This is a genomic window from Pseudonocardia sp. NPDC049154 (assembly GCF_040648315.1).
In the GTDB taxonomy this organism is placed as follows: Bacteria; Actinomycetota; Actinomycetes; order Mycobacteriales; family Pseudonocardiaceae; genus Pseudonocardia.
The window spans coordinates 309,986-326,702 of sequence record NZ_JBEZDN010000001.1 but is presented as its reverse complement, the minus strand read 5'-3'; the positions used below and the strand labels follow the sequence as shown (position 1 = coordinate 326,702).

At 69.3% G+C, this 16,717-nt stretch carries 11 protein-coding genes and 2 pseudogenes; 4 read left to right on the top strand and 9 right to left on the bottom strand.

The features are described 5' to 3' along the window. Positions 1-31: 31 nt before the first annotated feature. A complete protein-coding gene (locus AB0B41_RS01570; protein ID WP_358197708.1) occupies positions 32-805 on the bottom strand; it encodes a hypothetical protein in 774 nt (257 codons plus the stop codon). 330 nt (positions 806-1,135) lie between these two features. On the opposite strand from AB0B41_RS01570, the gene AB0B41_RS01565 reads away from it, so the two are divergent. Further along, positions 1,136-2,473 (top strand): protein kinase, encoded by a 1,338-nt coding sequence (locus AB0B41_RS01565; protein WP_358197706.1) that lies wholly within the window; start codon positions 1,136-1,138, stop codon positions 2,471-2,473. A 10-nt stretch (positions 2,474-2,483) separates the two neighbouring features. On the opposite strand, the gene AB0B41_RS01560 is transcribed toward AB0B41_RS01565, so the two are convergent. From AB0B41_RS01560 to AB0B41_RS01550, 3 genes and pseudogenes are all read right to left on the bottom strand, one after another. Further along, positions 2,484-3,044 (bottom strand): hypothetical protein, encoded by a 561-nt coding sequence (locus AB0B41_RS01560; RefSeq protein WP_358197704.1) that lies wholly within the window; start codon positions 3,042-3,044, stop codon positions 2,484-2,486. Positions 3,045-3,267: 223 nt separating this feature from the next. Next, the gene (locus AB0B41_RS01555) at positions 3,268-5,994 is read right to left on the bottom strand and encodes a TIR domain-containing protein (protein WP_358197702.1); all 2,727 of its coding nucleotides are present in this window, start codon (positions 5,992-5,994) and stop codon (positions 3,268-3,270) included. 896 nt (positions 5,995-6,890) lie between these two features. Next, a pseudogene (locus AB0B41_RS01550) lies at positions 6,891-7,265 on the bottom strand (transposase); the annotation flags it as partial. 507 nt (positions 7,266-7,772) lie between these two features. Between AB0B41_RS01550 and AB0B41_RS01545 the strand changes: the two are divergent. Continuing rightward, on the top strand, positions 7,773-8,822 hold the full coding sequence (locus AB0B41_RS01545) for a hypothetical protein (RefSeq protein ID WP_358197700.1): 1,050 nt from the start codon (positions 7,773-7,775) through the stop codon (positions 8,820-8,822). 108 nt (positions 8,823-8,930) lie between these two features. Here the strand turns inward: AB0B41_RS01545 and AB0B41_RS01540 are convergent, their stop codons facing one another. Together AB0B41_RS01540 and AB0B41_RS01535 are read right to left on the bottom strand one after the other, a co-directional pair. After that, the gene (locus tag AB0B41_RS01540; protein ID WP_358197785.1) at positions 8,931-9,098 is read right to left on the bottom strand and encodes a transposase; all 168 of its coding nucleotides are present in this window, start codon (positions 9,096-9,098) and stop codon (positions 8,931-8,933) included. A 289-nt stretch (positions 9,099-9,387) separates the two neighbouring features. Further along, a pseudogene (locus tag AB0B41_RS01535) lies at positions 9,388-10,062 on the bottom strand (sugar transferase); the annotation flags it as partial. A 691-nt stretch (positions 10,063-10,753) separates the two neighbouring features. Between AB0B41_RS01535 and AB0B41_RS01530 the strand changes: the two are divergent. Beyond that, positions 10,754-12,076: a hypothetical protein gene (locus AB0B41_RS01530; RefSeq protein ID WP_358197697.1), complete on the top strand. Its 1,323-nt coding sequence runs from the start codon at positions 10,754-10,756 to the stop codon at positions 12,074-12,076. 273 nt (positions 12,077-12,349) lie between these two features. Beyond that, entirely contained in the window at positions 12,350-13,375 is a 1,026-nt protein-coding gene (locus AB0B41_RS01525) for an LCP family protein (protein WP_358197695.1), read from the top strand. Between the two features lie 59 nt (positions 13,376-13,434). On the opposite strand, the gene AB0B41_RS01520 is transcribed toward AB0B41_RS01525, so the two are convergent. Genes AB0B41_RS01520 through AB0B41_RS01510 form a run of 3 tightly spaced genes read right to left on the bottom strand, consistent with a single transcriptional unit; the run spans position 13,435 to position 16,651 of the window. Further along, positions 13,435-14,358 carry an NAD-dependent epimerase/dehydratase family protein gene (locus AB0B41_RS01520; protein WP_358197693.1) on the bottom strand — a complete coding sequence of 308 codons (924 nt, stop codon included), beginning with the start codon at positions 14,356-14,358 and terminating at the stop codon, positions 13,435-13,437. Continuing rightward, positions 14,355-15,329 carry an NAD-dependent epimerase/dehydratase family protein gene (locus tag AB0B41_RS01515; protein ID WP_358197690.1) on the bottom strand — a complete coding sequence of 325 codons (975 nt, stop codon included), beginning with the start codon at positions 15,327-15,329 and terminating at the stop codon, positions 14,355-14,357. Before AB0B41_RS01515 ends, AB0B41_RS01520 begins: the two co-directional genes overlap by 4 nt. Continuing rightward, positions 15,326-16,651: a nucleotide sugar dehydrogenase gene (locus AB0B41_RS01510; protein WP_358197688.1), complete on the bottom strand. Its 1,326-nt coding sequence runs from the start codon at positions 16,649-16,651 to the stop codon at positions 15,326-15,328. The genes AB0B41_RS01515 and AB0B41_RS01510 overlap by 4 nt, the downstream gene beginning before the upstream one ends. Positions 16,652-16,717 lie beyond the last annotated feature (66 nt).

Below are 16,717 nucleotides of genomic sequence, written 5' to 3'. Positions count from 1 at the left end.
GCAGCAAGGGGGACCACCTCTCGCCTGCTCCTCAGACCGGCCACAGGTCACCGACGAAGTCCCCGAGGCCGTTGCTGTAACCCTCGGCGTTCGACTGCACCAGAGCCTGGGTGAGGCGTGGAGTCGTGTTCAAGAGGTCCTGGGCGAGGGTCGCGTACCCGCTCTCGAACTCGATCGAGGTCCCCTGGCAGTCCACGCCGATGTCCGTTCCCAGGAGGGTCCACGTGTCTTCGCCCGTCCCCGGGAGGTACCCCCTGAGCAGCTCTGTGTCCGCGTCGCGTGCGGCACCGCATTCGCTCGAGGACAGGCGCAGGAAGGCCGACACCGCCTGGCGGTGCTCGGTCCACGCGGCATCGATCGGCGTGCTCGCGAAGTAGGCCTGGACCACGCTGCTGATGGACGTGCTGCCCGCGGCCCACTCGGTCTTGCTCTCGAAGAGCGCCCGGCCGTAGGCGACGTCGGCCTCGGCGCGGCTGTCGTGGTTCGCCGCCGGGTCACGGAGGCTCCGCCCCTCGGGGAAGCAGGTCGCGAGCCGCGCTGTGCAGTCGGTGATCGCGACGGCCTTCGTCACGGTGGTGTTGATCTGCGAGACCAACTCCTTCTTCAGGGCCAGCTCGCCGGCCCGGTCCGCCCACTGCTTGGTGGCCGCCGGGACGACCAGGCTGGCGATCAGAAAGCCGAGGACCGTGAGCAGGCTGCGCCGGCGAACAAGGGCCGACCAGCGCCTCTGGGCCGGACGGGAAGCGGGCGGGACCGCGCGGTCAGGGTCCGCGGACGGCGCGCCGACCGGACGGGGGGCCGGCACACCAGTGTCGCCGGCCGGTCGGGTTCGCAGGTCCGAAGGGCCAGGCCGATGTGCTCGCGGAGCAGGACCGGTCCGGGAGCCGGCAGGGTCGATGCGAGTGGGCACACCAGCCATGACGCCTCCAAGGGGATTCGAGGGCCGGATGCCTCTGCCCTCCGACCGTCGCTGCACAAGGAGAACTCTGCGGGCCCCGCGCAGTTCGCGGAATCCCGGCGCAAGGCGGTCTTGCTTCGTGGTCGACCTCGTGGTAGCCGAGCACCGCTCGGTAACAGCGTGCTGTCTCTCCGCGAGCATCTCGCCGCAGGTCGTCGACGCGGAGGATCGGACGGAGTGGACGCCGAACACCCGGCGGAGGGCACCCCACCGGCTGCCCCCGAGGCGGGCGCGGGCTCGCGGATCGGGCCGTACCTCCTGGAGACCTTGATCGGTGAGGGCGGCATGGGCACGGTGTATCGGGCCTACGACACCCGACGGCAGCGCACCGTCGCCCTGAAGCTCATGACACCGCAGGTTGCCGCGGACCCCACCTACCGAGCCAGGTTCCGGCGGGAGGCCGAGACCGCGGCGCGGTTGACGAGCCCGCACATCGTGCCGATCCATGACTACGGGGAGATCGACGGTCGGCTCTTCCTGGACATGCAGCTGGTGCCGGGTGAAGACCTCGGCTCCCTGCTCGCCGATGGTCCCCTGCCACCGGAGAGCGCCGTGAACATCGTCGAGCAGCTCGCCTCGGCGCTCGACGACGCCCACGCAGCAGGCCTCGTGCACCGGGACGTGAAGCCGGCCAACGTCCTCGTCGTCCCTCGCCGCGGTTCACGCCGTGACCATGCCTATCTCGGGGACTTCGGGCTCGCGCACGCCGTGGATCGGCCAGCCGGCTCGGTACGGACCCGGACCGGCACCTTCATCGGGACGCTGGACTATGCCGCTCCCGAGCGGATCAGCGGAGAGCCCGTGGACCACCGGGCGGACGTCTACGCGCTGGGTTGCCTGTTCTACGAGATGCTCGCCGGTCGGCGGCCCTTCGTGGAGGAGGACACGCTCGCCCTCGTCACCGCCCACCTCACCGCCGTACCACCCAGGGCCGCCGACGTCGGTGCTGCGGTGGGTCCCGAGGTGGACGCCGTGATCGCGCGGGCGATGGCCAAGGACCCGCGTGACCGCTTCGCCTCGGCCGGCGAGATGGCGGAGGCCGCGAGACGAGCGCTGGCCCAGCCGGCCGGGAAAGCCGAGGCCGTCGCGTCCTCGCCCGCCCGTGCCCGCCGGCGTCGGCCCGCTCGATGGATGTGGATCGCCGTGGCCACGACGGTGGTCCTGGTCGCGACGACCGTGGTGGTGCTCCAGCTCCGTGCCCCACGGGCCGGAGCAGGTGCTCCGGCGCTGCAGGTGCTCCCGACGACGACCGTCGCTCCTCCGCCGCCGCTCGGGTTGTCCTTGGCAGGTCCGACGTCCGTGCCCGTCGGAGAGAAGGGCGTCTATACGCTGGAGGGCGATGTCGGTCGCGTGGTTCGCTGCGAGTGGACGGACCCCAACGGCGAGACCTTCCCGAACTGCAACCCGTTGACCGTCAGCTACCACGCGCCGGGTGAGTACGTCGTGCGCCTCGTCGCGACGACGGACGACGGTCGGTCGCGAACCCTCTCGCTGAACGTGCGGTCCGCGGGCTGATCGCCGGACGTCAAGCCGGTGCTACGTCCTCGACGGGCAGGTAACCGTGGGCGACGAGCGTGTGGAGGATCTCGGGATCGGCGGCCCCGACCGAGGAGTCCGGCATGCCGAGCGCCACGGCCCGCGCCCTGGCGGCGCGGAGGTTGTCCGCGATCGACGAGCGCCCCAGGCGCCCCAGGCTCGCGCTCGCCTGTTTGAGGAGCAGCGGTGGTTGGAGGGAGGGCGGCCAGGCCAGTTGCACGGCGAAGACCGCTCGAAGGACCTCGATCTGACGCTCGGTGAGGGGGAGCGGGAGATCGCTGGTCTCCGTGCTGCCAGCAGTCCGCGGCGGTCGGCGCCGGGGAGGAAGCTGCTCACCCGACTCCAGGAGCACCCAGTGGATCCAGCCGGGGCTGCCGATGAGGCGCACAGCGACCCGGGGCCAACGGATCTCGAGAGCCCGACCCCGGTCCGCCGCCGTCTGCTCGCGCGGCCGGAGCCCGTAGGCATGGACGACGCATCCGTTGCCGTTGAGGAGCTCGATGTGCCACACGCCGTCCGCCACCAGGACCCGCAGGGCCACCCGGGACACGGCTCCGTCCGCGGGATCGAGACCGATGGGCACATCGGCCTCGCGGCCGGCCGTGACGGGGACCCCGGGGGCGACGGGGACCCGGAGCGGCACGTCGACTGACTGCGTGCGCCGGGCGGACACGGGCTCCGAGAACACCCCGATGCTCCAACCCGGCTCCGACGAGGCCCTCACGTTCGGTGATCCCGCACGAGGGTCGTCCGATGCGTGGAGGTCGGAGTCGTCATCGCAGGCAGCGCAGGTCGTCGGGCGCGGACCCGTGCGTCACGGTCGCCCACTCCTCTGCGGTGAGGTCCCGACCGGCGGCGGCGCAGGCTGTGCGGATCCAGCCCTCCGGAGAGACGTCGAGACGTTGGATCTCGCCGTTCGACCCGGGCGAGGCGATGAACAGGGTGGCCCCGTCCGGACCGAATGCGACGGCGCTCATTCGGCTGTCCTGGGAGGGGCCGAGGTCGAGGGCCCCGACCTCGATGCCGCTCAGCGCGTCCGTCAGCAGCACTCGGTCGTCGACGGTGACCTGCGCCAGGAAGGACCCGTTGCCGGCAGGTCGGGTGCGCTCGGCCGCGGCCCCGTTCGCCGGGTACGCGGCGAGCACCTCGTGCCCGGCGGCTTCACGAACCTCGAGGACGCCGTCGGCGCGCCGGACGATCAGATGCGGCCCCGCATACGTCGCATCGACGACGCCCTCGGCGACCTTCGCCGCGCGACCGGTGGCGAGCGCCTCGGCCCAGAGCACGCCGTTCTGCACGAACGCGGCATGTGAGCCGTCTTGGGCGAGGGACGCCGTCGGCCCTGCCAGTGCGTCCGGGTCGGCCCGGAACCCGCCGGGCGCTGCGATCGACGATCGGACCGTTCCGGTCAGTGGCTCGCGGACGAGTACCGCACCGTCGAGGCCGACGTCGTAGACCAGCCCGTCCGGCGCCGGCGCCAGGCCGAGCCGGTCCTCCCGGAGCGGCTGCCAGAGACGGGGCGCGCCGGTCGCCCGGTCGTACGCCGCGACCTCGGTGCCCAAGGAGTAGCGCCGCATCACGACGAGAGCCTGGGCGTCGCCGTCGCTCAGCCAGAGCGCGTCGGTCGACTCGAGCTCGCCGTCGGGCGTCGTGAGCCTCTGCGGGCGGACCCCGGCGCTCTCCGCGTGCACGATGAGGGAGAAGGGCTGGCCGCCGGTCACGAGAGCCCGGCCGTCGTCCCGCACGGCTGCCTTCATGGGCGGGCAGGCGTTGCAGGGCCAGGGAAGCTCGTACTGCGGCCCGATGTGGTGCGACGCGATCCGGTTCGTCCTCGAGAGGTCCAGCGTGAGGACGCGATCGCCTGCGGCGCCGACGAGGAGGTTCGGGCCCACGAACCTCAGCTGCGTGAGCCGGCCGGTCCCCTCGAGCCGCAGGGCCGCGGAAGCGGGGGGTGGCGTGGTGCCGACGTCGGCGATGTACAGGGCTCCGCCGTCGGACACGGCGAGCTTGGTGCCGTCGGGCGCGAGGGCGAGCGAGTCACGCCGGGAACCGGGGACGTGTGCAGTCCGCGTGGGGGACTCGGGGATCTCGCCTTCGGCCGTCTGCCACACCGGGATCTCCTCGCTCCCGTTGCTGAAGGTGAACCACGAGCCGCCGGGCGACAGCGTCTCTGCCTGGGAGTGGTTGCCGATGGATGGCATGAACCCGCGGACGACGCTACCGCCGTCATGCCGTTCCCAGTGCGCGGCGGTGCTGTACATCGACACCTCGGAGTCACCGGTCGCCGTCATCCCGGCCCAGGGCTCGTTCGACGGTTCGGCCCGGACCCCACCGGACTGCGTCTCGGCGGTCACGAGGAACCCCCGCTGCTCCTCGACCCCGTACTCGTTGCCGGTGTGGAACCGCACGACGCGGCCCGAGGGCGAGACAGCTGTCGCGCGCCCGTGGGTTCCCGGCGGGATGTCGACCACGCGGTTCTCATCCCCCACCCGGTACGACGCGCTGCCGGCCGTGATCATGCTGATCACGCGGCCGTCGTCGCTGATGCCCACTCCGGTGACAGGGCCACCCGGCGAGGCCACGGTCTCCTGCTGGCCACCGGCCCAGCGCACGACATCGCCGGACCTGGTCCCGGCCACCACGGCCGAGCCGTCGGCCGAGGCGGCGAGTGCAGTGACCTCACCTCCGGCGTAGTGGACGTTGCTGAGCTGGGACGTGGCCGTCACGGCATGGAACAGGGCTGCCGCTGTGCGCGGGCCGGGCTCCGTGCGGTAAGCCTCCACGGCCAGGAGCTGTGCCGCCGCGAGATCGGTGGACAACGCGGCGGACGACGCCGTCGCGAGCAGCCCGGCGGTCGTCGAACGGGTCTGCTGGTTCAGGAGCACCGACGCGATCAGGGCCGCGGCGAGCAGCGCCGCGCCCGTCGTGCCGGCGATGCCCACATGACGGCGCGTGCGGCGCTGCTGCCGGACGTGCATCCCGATCATGCGGTCCTTCGGGACGTTCCGCATCGTCGCGGCGACGCTCGCGACCGCATCGTCGAGCTTCTCGCCACGGCTCGGCACGCCCCGTAGGTCGATCCAGAACGGTTCCGCGCGGTAGGTGTCGGCGAGGGCGGGCGGAAGGGCGGTGCTGCGGGCGGTGTCCCACGAGCCCGATTCCGCGGACCACACCAGCTCTCCGTCGAGGAGGACGAGAAGCGGCGGGCGATCCGGCTTCTCCTTCTTCCACCAGGAGATCTCCCGCTCGACCCAGGGCGACGCCGCTGCGGCGGGCGAGGCCAGGACCACCAGCCAGCTCGACGCGGCCATCGCCTCGGCGATCGTGTCCCACAGCGCCGGCGCAGCCCCCATGGCCGTCTTGTCCCGGTAGATGTGCAGCCCCCGTGCCTTCCACCAGGGTTTCGCGAAGCGTTCGAGCCGACCCTGCAGCGCCGCGACGACCTCGTCCGTGGCCTCGTCGTGGGCGTAGGAGAAGAAGCCGTCGTAGGTGCTGAGCAAGCCGTGGTCCGACGTCGGCCGGTTGCTCCCGCCTCCGTCACCTGCTGTGCTGCCGGTGCGCGCCACGGGAGACCCCACCACGACGATCGTCTCCAACTCGTGCAGGAACTCGGTGCATCGAGCCGCCCACCAGCGACGTCGGGTCCGGCGGCCGTTGACAGAGAGCATGGCGCACGACGCGGCGGTGACCTACTACGCAGTTCTACGTACCGAGCGTGTTCGTCGGCATGCCCTGGGTGAGAGGTGCCGTTGTGCTGGCCCGAGGCGCTACGGGCGGTGGCGCTCTGAACTCGACGAGGCCGGGCCCAGACCGCGTTCTCGCCCGTTCAGGCGCTGGACTCGACCCTCGCGGCGCCCCACGCAGGTTCGACAAAGGATCTGGATCGGGGCATCGGTACGACCAGGCGGATTCGCATGATCGTCGCAACACCCGAGGTCAGGAGAGAGGCTCTCAGAGGGCGCTGGCGAAGATCTCGGCGCGCTGCGCCAGTCGTGGCGTTTGCGGGGTCGGTGGTTGAGCCGGCCTTCCGCGGCCGCGAGGTCGGCGGCGCTGTAGGCGCTGTAGGTGCGCAGGTCGGTCTTCTTCGGGAAGTACTGGCGCAGCATCCCGTTGGTGTTCTCGTTGGTTGGGCGCAGCCACGGGCTGTCGGGGTAGGCGAAGTAGACGCCCTCGGCAAACAGCTGCGCGAGTTGGTCGTGCTGGCCATCTCCGAGCCCTGGTCCCAGGTCAACGCCAGCCGCACCTGCGCGGGCAGATCGCCCAGGGCAGCAGCGATCCCGAGGCGGCACTGCTCGGCGCCGTGGCCGTCGGGCAGGTGCACCAGACGTACGAAGCCGCTGCGGCGGTCGACCAGGGTGCCGATCGCAGACCCGGCTGGCCGGGCCGACGATGCGGCGAGCATGGCCCGCCCGGACACTCCGAGCACGTCGGAGGCGACCGAGTCGAGTGTGATCCCGGCGTCTTCGAGGGTCTTCTGGATGCGCTGGCACTCGCTGGTGTGGTCCTGAACGAGCCGTTTGCGGTAGCGGGTCAGGTCCCGTCACTGGCGGATCACCGGCGGCGGCACGAAGCTGCCGCGCAGCAGCCCGTGCTCGAGCAGCTCAGCTAGCCACTCGGCGTCGCGGACGTCGGTTTTGCGGCCGGGCAGGATCTTCACGTGGTGGGCGTTGACCAGCATCAACTCTCACCCCTGCCCCTGCTGGCCCCGACCCTGTCCGGCGCGGTCTTCGAGGACGTACCAGACCGGCTTCCAGTATGACCCGGTCGCCTCATCGCGATCTCGGTGAGCCCTCGGCGGCGAACCAGTCGGCCATCGCCTTCCACTGAGGAGGTGAACACGGCGAACGTGCGGGTGTGCTTGTGCCAGCCCCGCCCACCCCGGAACCGGGGTCCGGACACAGGCGACCACCTCGTCCTTGCCGATGCCGATCCGCGAGCACCGCTCCACCAGTACGTCCACCGTCGGCCTCCCCGCCGTCCCCGGACCCATCCAGGCGGGGCCGGCGGGGCAACCGCTCAACGACGCTGTGGAAGTGTGTACCAGATCAACAGTTCGAGGTGCCGGGAAGGCCCCAGGCGTCAGTCTCAGACTCGGGTTCACACGCACCAAGCGCGAACGAGCACAGCCGACCCCGCCCCGATTCTCATCCCTCGAGGCGGCCCGGGGTAGGGCCATAACATCTCAGACCTTGTTGCCCCGGCGGTGAGCGGCAGAAGGAGGTGCCCGCTTGGTCCGCTTCGGGTAACGTCCCGAACCGGACGAACGACTCAAGCCTCGATGAGTGATGGACGCAACGGCCACGGACGCGTACCGGCGCGGATCCGGCCGGATTTCGACGTCCCGGTGCTGCTGATCATGTTCAATCGGCCGGACAAGGTTCGCCGTATGGTCCAACTCCTGCGCGTCGTCCGTCCGCAACGCCTCCTGGTCGCGGCAGATGGTCCTCGCGCGAATGTCCCCGACGACACGATCCGATGTGCGGAGGCCCGGCGTGCGATCGACGACGTCGATTGGCCCTGCGACATCGAGGTACTTTTCCAAGACGCGAATCTCGGCTGCAAGCGCGGCCCTGAGACCGCTATTAGTTGGTTCTTCTCCCGCGTATCCGAAGGGTTGATACTCGAGGACGACTGCCTGCCCTCTGCTGACTTCTTCCCGTTCTGCGCGGAGCTGCTGGAGCGCTACCGCCATGAAGAGCAGGTAATGATGATCAGTGGATTCAACGCGGTTGGGTCCTGGAAGGGCACCGACAAGAGCTACGTGAGCAGCAGAACGTCACCGACATGGGGCTGGGCGACCTGGGCACGAGCGTGGGCCGCCTATGATCCCGCGATGAGCGCGTGGAGTACCCCTGAAGGGCGACGTGCGGTGCGTCGCCGTCTCCCATTCGTCGAATATCTGTTGCTGCGCCGAAGGTTCGATTCCGTTGTCGCCGGAGATCTTCGCGCCTGGGATTTTGCTTGGGCATTCGCCATGCTGTACCGCGGTGGCTTGTCGCTCGTCTCCGTCAGAAACGTGGTGACGAACGTCGGCTTCGGCGTCGACGCCACCCATACCTGGAACCCTTGGTGTGTCGAAGCTCGCGTGCCGATTCTTCCGATTCGTTTTCCACTCGTTCATGTGGATAGAGTTGAACTGTCACCTGCCTTCGAGAGAGCCGCTTACCGGACTCGATGGCCATGGACTCGGCGCATCATGACGTTGCTGCCTTCGCGAGTCGCCGAGCGCATCCGGGCACTCACGTACGCAGGGGTGTCTCGGGGTCTGTTCGCGGCCGCACGCAACCCGGCGAGGACCGGACCGGGAGAATCTCAATCTGTCAGCTAGTGTCCTGCGCCGGGAATTCGGTCAAGACATGCCGCGAGTCGTTCCAGGATTTCGTCGGCGGGTCTCGGTCCAGGCGAACGGGCGCGGGTGGTCGTTCCAGGCCGCGACTCAGGCGCGGAGGTCGCGTTCGAGGACCTGCAGGTTCTTGTGCACGCCGCGGCGGAGCTGCTGGTCGGTGAGCAGCGCGAACCAGCGCTCGACCTGGTTGAGCCAGGAGGAGTAGGTCGGGGTGAAATGCATGTGGGACCGCGGGTGCGTTGCGAGCCAACGCGCCACCACTGGGGCTTTGTGGGTGCTGTAGTTGTCGCAGATCGGGTGCACGTCCAGCTCGGACTGCGTGACAGCCCAGCTTCTCAGCGATCGCGGTGTTCGACAGCGCCTCGGCTGCCGCCTGCACGATATGCTGCGCAACGCCAACGCCTGCGACGACTTCGCCCGCCGCGACCACCGCAGCAATGTCTCGCGCTGCTCGTCGGTCAGGTTCACCTCGGCCACCGGCCGGCCTTTACTCGGCACGACCGGCAGCCTACTGATATCTAGCGAAATTCAGGCGCAGGACACTAGCCTAGTACGCGCCGCGGCTCCGAAGGACGGCGCCGATCGTCTTCCAGAGGATCGTCAGGTCGAGGGCCATGGACCAGTTCTCCACGTAGCGGAGGTCGAGGCGCACCGTCTCCTCCCAGGAGAGGTCGCTGCGGCCACTGACCTGCCAGAGCCCGGTCATGCCGGGGCGGACGAGCAGGCGGCGGCGGGCGACGTCCTCGTAGGTCGCCACCTCGGCCGGCAGCGGCGGCCGGGGGCCGACGAGGGACATGCTGCCGCCCAGGACGTTGAGCAGCTGAGGGAGCTCGTCGAGCGAGTACTTCCGCATCACCACGCCGACCTTCGTGATGCGGGGGTCGCGGGTCATCTTGAAGAGAGGGCCTGCGGCCTCGTTGGAGTCGCTGAGCGCGGCGAGGCGGGCCTCGGCGTCGACGACCATCGACCGGAACTTGACCATCCGGAAGGTGCGGCCGTTGGTGCCGACGCGCTCCTGGCGGAAGAACACGGGGCCGCCGTCCAGCTTCACGGCGACGGCGACCGCGACGAAGACCGGAGCCGCGAGCAGGAGGAGCGCGCCGGCGACGGTGCGGTCCACGACCGTCTTGACGACACGGGCGGATCCCGTGAAGCGGGGCTGGGACAGCTGCAGGAGGGGGAGGCCGTCGACCGCGCCCAGCACGACCGCTGCGCCGGCGACGGCGCGGCCGAGCCGCCTGAACTCCGTGCTGCCGACACCCAGGATCCGCCCGTCCCACGCCCGGGCGAGCGGCATCGCGGCGATCAGCAGCGCGGCGGCGATCGCACCGCAGACCAGCTGGGCACGGTCGGCGGCGTACATGCCGGTCCACCCCGCGAGCACGGCCAGGGTCGTGACTACCAGGACGACGCCGACGTCGCTCATGATCACCAGCGAGCGCAGCCGGCGCTGCCAGCGGACCGGGCTGCCCTCGGGAACGCCGGGCCGCCCCGGCACGGGCCCGATGCCGCGCTGAGCCGGGACAGCGGGGACGCCGGCGGACGCGGCGACCTCGGACGGGTTGAACACGATCTGGAGCCCCCCAGAAAGATCCGTTAGTGCGATCTCGGTCGAGGGGTCGCCGCCACAGCACGGGCTCGCCCATGCGGTGACGCGCAGGGACGGCCGGGACCGAGGGGGAGCGATCCGGCAAAACGTCGATCACCCCGCATGTCGCCCAGCCGAGTGGTCGCGTTACCGAATGTCACGACTTCTGTGAAGCTTCATCAAGTTGGAGTAGATCGGTCCCGGTGGAGCAACCTGCCCACCCGTCCGCTTCCTGCCTGTTCCTGCTGAGGACTTCCTGTGTCTTCCCCGGTCAGCGACGTGAGGCGGCGGCGATCGGAAGGATCTGCATGTCAGGGTCGCGGCCGTGCTCGTGCTCCCCACTCCAACCACCACCGAGTCTCCGCCCCGACGGACCACCGCTCTGCTCGCCCCCGGGGTCTGTCTGCTCGGTGGGCTCTACCTCTGGCGTGGCCTCGCCGTGCCCCATCCTGTCGCCGGGCAGCCCGAAGCCGGGCTGACGACCTGGTTCGGCGTCGACCGGTGGGCGTTCGTCGGGCGGGGGTGGGCGATCACCTCCGCCTCCTTCGCGGCGTCGGCCGGTGTGGCGGTGTGGCGGTGGCCGGAACGGGCCCGGACGCTGGCCGCGGACGTCACTGCAGCAGTGGGGCGGAGGACGACGCGGCTGATCGCCGCGGTCGTGAGCGTCGGGCTGTTCTGGCTGCTCAGCGATCGCACCGAGAACCTCGACGGCTCGCTGCTGCAGGGCAAGTTCGAGGCCTCTCCCGGCGGCTTCGTCACCCACGACGAGATGCTCGAGCTGTTCCTGCACTCCCGGCTCTGGGCCGGCCTGCACGAGCTCTGGAGCTGGGACGTCGCGCAGACCTACCGGCTTGTCTCCTGCCTCGCCGGGGGAGTGGCGGTGCTGATCGCGCTGCGTATCGCTCGTCGCTTCGACCAGCCGTTGCAGGCGTTGGGGCTGCTCGCCGCCGGTGGCTGGGTGATGGTGTTCTTCGGCGACGTCGAGAACTACACGCTCACCGCCGTCGTTGCGTTGGGGTATCTGGCCGCTGCCCTGCGGTTTCTCGACGACGAGGAGGCCCCGCTCTGGCCGCTGGGGCTCCTGCTGGGGCTTGGGGTGCTCTGCCATCTCGAGACGCTGGTACTGGGACCGTCGCTGCTCGTCCTGATCGTGATCGCGGTGCGACGCGGCCGGCGGCTCGACGCCGGCCTGGCCCTCGCCGCCGTGCCCGCGGTGCTCGGGCTGGGGCTGTGGTGGTTCGACCGGCACGGGCTGCCGATCTCGCAGTTGGTGTCCGGCAGCCAGATCTCCGCGCAGGGCGGGGACTGGTCGCGTTTCCTCTTCCCGGACGGGGCCATGGGGTGGTGGCTGCAGCTCCAGCTGGTGCTGCTGCTCGCGCCGGCGGTCGTGCTGCTGCCGGCGTGCCGGTTCGCCGACGTGCGGAGCGTCTTCCTCGCGGTGGCGTCGGCGGGGGCGCTGCTGATGGTGGTCGTGTGGCGGGCGCAGCTGGGGGTGTTCGACGACTGGAACCTCTACGCGATCGCCGCGCCGCCGCTGATCCTGCTGGTCGTCTCGGGTCTGCGGCGGGTGAACGCACCGTGGATGACGGCGTTCGTCGTCCTCGCGGGCACCCAGGCGGTGGCCTGGGTACTGGAGAACCACGCGTAGTCAGGGCCACCGGCTCCGGCGAGACGAGCGTGATCGTGGTCGCCGCGGAGCTCCGGTCGTCGGAGACGTGCGCGAGCACCTCCTCGGGCGGGCGGGCGAGGTCGATCGAGTTCTCGATCACCTGCACGGCGGCCTCCTTCGTCCTCCTGGAGCGAACCGGCCGGCGATCGCCCATCCCCAGGTTTTGCGTAGGGCCGTAACGCTGCGCGACTTTCCCGGATATGACGATCGAGATCGTGAGACGGGAGAGGTATGCGCGAGGATCAACCCACGGTGGTACTCGACGCCGTCCGGAGACGGAGGCGGAGAGGCCGCCGGATCCTGATCGGCCTGCTCGTCGCTCTTCTCGTGCTGATCCTGGCGGCAGCGGCCGCGATCTACCTGCTCACGGAGAAACTGGGCAACAACGTCAGCCGGGTGCCCGACGCGTTCGCCGGCATCCCCGCCGACACGCGCCCCGCGCCGTCGTCGGGCACGAGCTTTCTCCTGATCGGCACGGACACGCGATCAGCCGATCCGACGACCGGCACGGACGCAGCGGCCGGGGTCGACGCGGGCTCGCAGCGCAGCGACGTGATCATGCTGGCCCGGGTGTGCGCCGACGGCAGCACCGCCGCCGTCACCTCGATCCCGCGGGACAGCTGGGTCGACGTCCCCGGGCGCGGCATGAACAAGATCAACGCTGCCTACGCGTTCGGTGGCGCCCCGCTGCTGATCCAGACGGTCGAGAACCTGACCGGGGTGCGTGTCGACCACTTCGGGGTCATCGACTTCGCGGGCTTCCAGGAGATGGTCGACTCGGTCGGCGGGATCGACGTGCGGGTCGCCGCGGCGACCAGCAACGCCGGCGTCGACTTCCACGAAGGCCTCAATCACCTCGACGGGGCGCAGGCCCTGGCCTACGTGCGGCAGCGTTACGACCTGCCCGGCGGCGACCTCGACCGCGCCAAGCGCCAGCAGAACGCGCTCAGGGCGCTGCTGTCCAAGGCCGGCGACGACCTGTCCGACCCGGTCGGCCTCTACAACCTGGTCGACGCGACCAGCCGGACCGTCAGCGTCGACGACACCCTGACCAACGGGGGCCTGCGTGACCTGGCCCTGGACATGAAGGGGTTACGGCCCGGCGGGGTCACGTTCACCAGCACCCCGGTCGCGGGGCTCGGTCGGGAGGGCGCCCAGTCCGTCGTCTACCTCGACGAGCAGGCCGGGCCGCAGCTCTGGGCCGCCTTCCGCAAGGGGACGATGGCCCAGTACGTTGCTGCGCACCCGGCCGAGGCGTTGTCGGGAGCTCCCCACTGAGCGTTCGTTCCGACCGAGCCGAGCAGGCGAACAAGGGCGCTTCCGAAGCTAGCTCGACACTAGACTAGATACTGCCCTCTCTCCCTGAACCATCGCACCGTCTGGACCAGCCCCTTCTCGAGCGGAACGGTGGACGTGAACGCGAGCCGTTGTGTTGCGCGAGTGGTGTCGAAGTAGCGAGCAGGCTGGCCATCGGGCTTGGTCGTGTCCCACCGCACCTCGCCTCTGTAACCGACGGCCGTTTTGACGGCGTCAGCGATCTCACGGATCGCGACTGCCTGGCCCGTACCGATGTTGATCGGTTCGGGGCCGGTCGTCGTGACAACAGCCAGAGCGACCGCCCGGGCGGCGTCGTCGACGTGCAGGAACTCTCGGGTGGCGTGTCCGGAGCCCCAGTTCGTCACCGAGGGGGCACCCAGCCGCTCCGCGTCGATGTAGCGACGAATGATCGCCGGGATCACGTGGCTGCCGGCGCCGAAATTGTCCTCCGGGCCGTAGAGATTGGCCAGCATCAGGACGGTGCTGTTCGTGCCGTACTGCTTCGCATAATTCAGGCAGGCATCGTGCAGCATCCGCTTGGCGATGCCGTAGGGGCCGGTCGCCCCCGTCGGCGGCCCTTCCCAGAGGTCCTCCTCCCGGAGAGGGAGCGGGGCGTCTTGCGGATAGGCGCAGCTGGTCGAGATCATCACCAGCTTGTCCATCCCGGCCAGCCGCCCTTCCTCGAGGAGCATCAGGCCCATCAGGGCGTTCTCGTAGAGGAAACGTCCGGGGTTGTCGACGTTCGCGCCGATACCCCCGACCGCCGCAGCGCAGTGCACCACCACGCGGGGCCTGAGCTCCGCGTAGAGCGCTCGCACACCATGTTGTTCGGTCAGGTCGTAGTCCTTGCTGCCCACCGGATGTACCTCGTGGCCGGCCTCGAGGAGCCGCCGCACGACGTTGCGCCCGAGGAATCCTCGCCCACCCGTGACAACGATGGTCACGACGTCGCTCCCGCGTTGAAGTGGTCGGCGTACCAGGCAACCGTCTCGACGAGTCCCTCCCGGAGATCGACCTCCGGGCTGTAGCCGATCTCCGAGAGCTTCGTGATGTCGGGGCAGCGCCGAGAGGTCCCGCCCGCTCGGAGTGGACCCGGGACAATGCTGATCGGTACGTCGAGGATGTCGGAGATAAGATTGACGAGCTCACGGATCGACACCTCGTGCAAAGTGCCCACGTGGTATATCGCACCGGCTTTGCCCATCTCGCCGGCGATGAAGGCGCCCCGGGCTCCGTCGCGCACATGGCAGAAGGCACGGGTCTCGGTGCCGTCGCCCTGAATCGGCAGCTGAAGGGGGCTCTCGGGGGAGGCAGCCCTCAGTCGGACGATCTTCTCGACGATCTCGGGGATAACATGCTCGAATCCCATGTCGGGCCCATAAAAATTGTGGGGTCGGAAGATCACCGGCTCGACCCCTCGGGGTCCGGCCATGTGCAGTGCGAGGAGTTCGCACGCGATCTTGCCGCCGCCGTAGCTGAACCGTGGGTTGGTGACGTCGGGGATCTTGAGCCATTCCTCCTCGGGTGTCGGCACCACGGAAGGTTCGTTGTAGGTCTCGCTGGTCGAGGCCAGAACCAACCGCCGCACCCCCTCGTCCACGGCAGCGTCGACGACGTTCAGAGTGCCCCGGACGCCAACGTCCAGGACGTCGGCCGGCCGCTCGTAGAAGTAACGCGTTCCGTTGATGTATGCGAGGTGCCATACGACCTCGCAGCCCTCGATGGCGCCCCGCACGTCGGTGTAGCGTCGGATGTCGCCCTCGAGGACGGTGACATGCTCGCCGAACACCGCGAGTCGGGCCGCCCGGCCGCGCGAGTTGTCGTCCAGTACCACGACCTCGTGCCCCGCTGCGACCAATTCGCTACAGAGCGCCGCGCCCACGAACCCCGTTCCGCCGGTGAGCAGTACTCTCACGGGTTCGCCTCCGCCATGTCGATGGCCTTTGCCTGATAGAACATCTGGTTCACCCGACCGACGTTCCAGATGTCGGCGACCCATGCGTCCGGTCTGGTGCGGGCGAGTTCGCGGAGCGCCTCGTGGTAGCCGGTGTGGTTAGTGGCGACGAATACGGCGTCGACGTCTTCAAGGGCCTCGCTGATCGGCCAATTCCGTGCGTCCCGGATGCTCGGCTCCGGGATCGGGTCCGGCAGGTTCTGGTCGCTGATCCGGATCTCGTCGGGAAGCTGGCGGCGAACGTACCGCCACAGCTTGGGAGCAAGACTATCCCGGAGGTCGTCCGTGTCGGCCTTGAACGAGAAGCCCAAAATCGCCACCCGGCTGTCGTGCAGGTCGGTACGCCTGCAAAGATGATCGACCAGGAACGTCGGCATGAACTCGTTCATCTTCCAGGCCGAGAGAAGCATGTCCGGGTAGGGGCTCCATTCGTTGAGCATCCCGAAGTCTTTCCGCAGACAGGTCCCTGCTGTAAGGCCCGGAGCGGCGAGGAACGACCTCGGGTAGCCGTGGTTGGCCAGCTCCCGTGTCTCGTGGATGTTCGCCCCGAAGTTGTCCGCGATCATCGCGAACTGATTGGCCAGGGCGAAATGGACGTACCGAAGGATGTTGTTAAATAGCTTAACGAGCTCCGCTGTGACGTAATCGGTCGTCAGGACCTCGCGGGTGATTCGTCGAAACAGAGCAACGGCACGCGCCTCGCTGGCGGGGTCCTGTGTGCCCACGATCTGCGGCAGCGTGCGGATCTCCTCGTAGGCCTTGCCCTCGGCGATCCGCTCGGGGCAGAAGGCAAGGAAAAAGTCCTCGCCGACGACCAGGTCTGTGTTTCGTCGGATCCACCTCTCGACGAACTCGGTCGTACCGGGCGCCACCGTGCTGCGCAGACAGAGCAGCTGTCCGGGACGGAGGTGCTCCCCGATGCTCTCGAGCACGTCCTGCACCTGCGTGAGATCGGTCTCGATGTGGTTGTGCAGAGGAGTTCCGACGGTGACGACAATTGTCTCTGCTCTGGTCGCCACCGACGGATCGTGAACCACGTGGAACCTACGGCTGGCGATGATCTCGTCGTACCCGGGCTCATGGAAGGGCATGACGCCCTCGTTGACCAGGTCGGCGAGCTCCTTATCGACGTCGAGGCCGACCGCGCTGACCCCGGTTTCGACGAAGGTCAGACCGAGAGGCAGCCCGACTCGGCCCGTACCGACAATGCAGACCTCGTATTTCGATTCTGCGGAGCCGGGGAGGGTGTCGGGTGCCGAAGCGGTGGAGTCGTGGATCGTCATGACTTCCCCCTGGAAGAGTTCCTGGTGCTCGTCGTGCTGAGCCGCTCCTGCGCGGCAGTGGCAGTC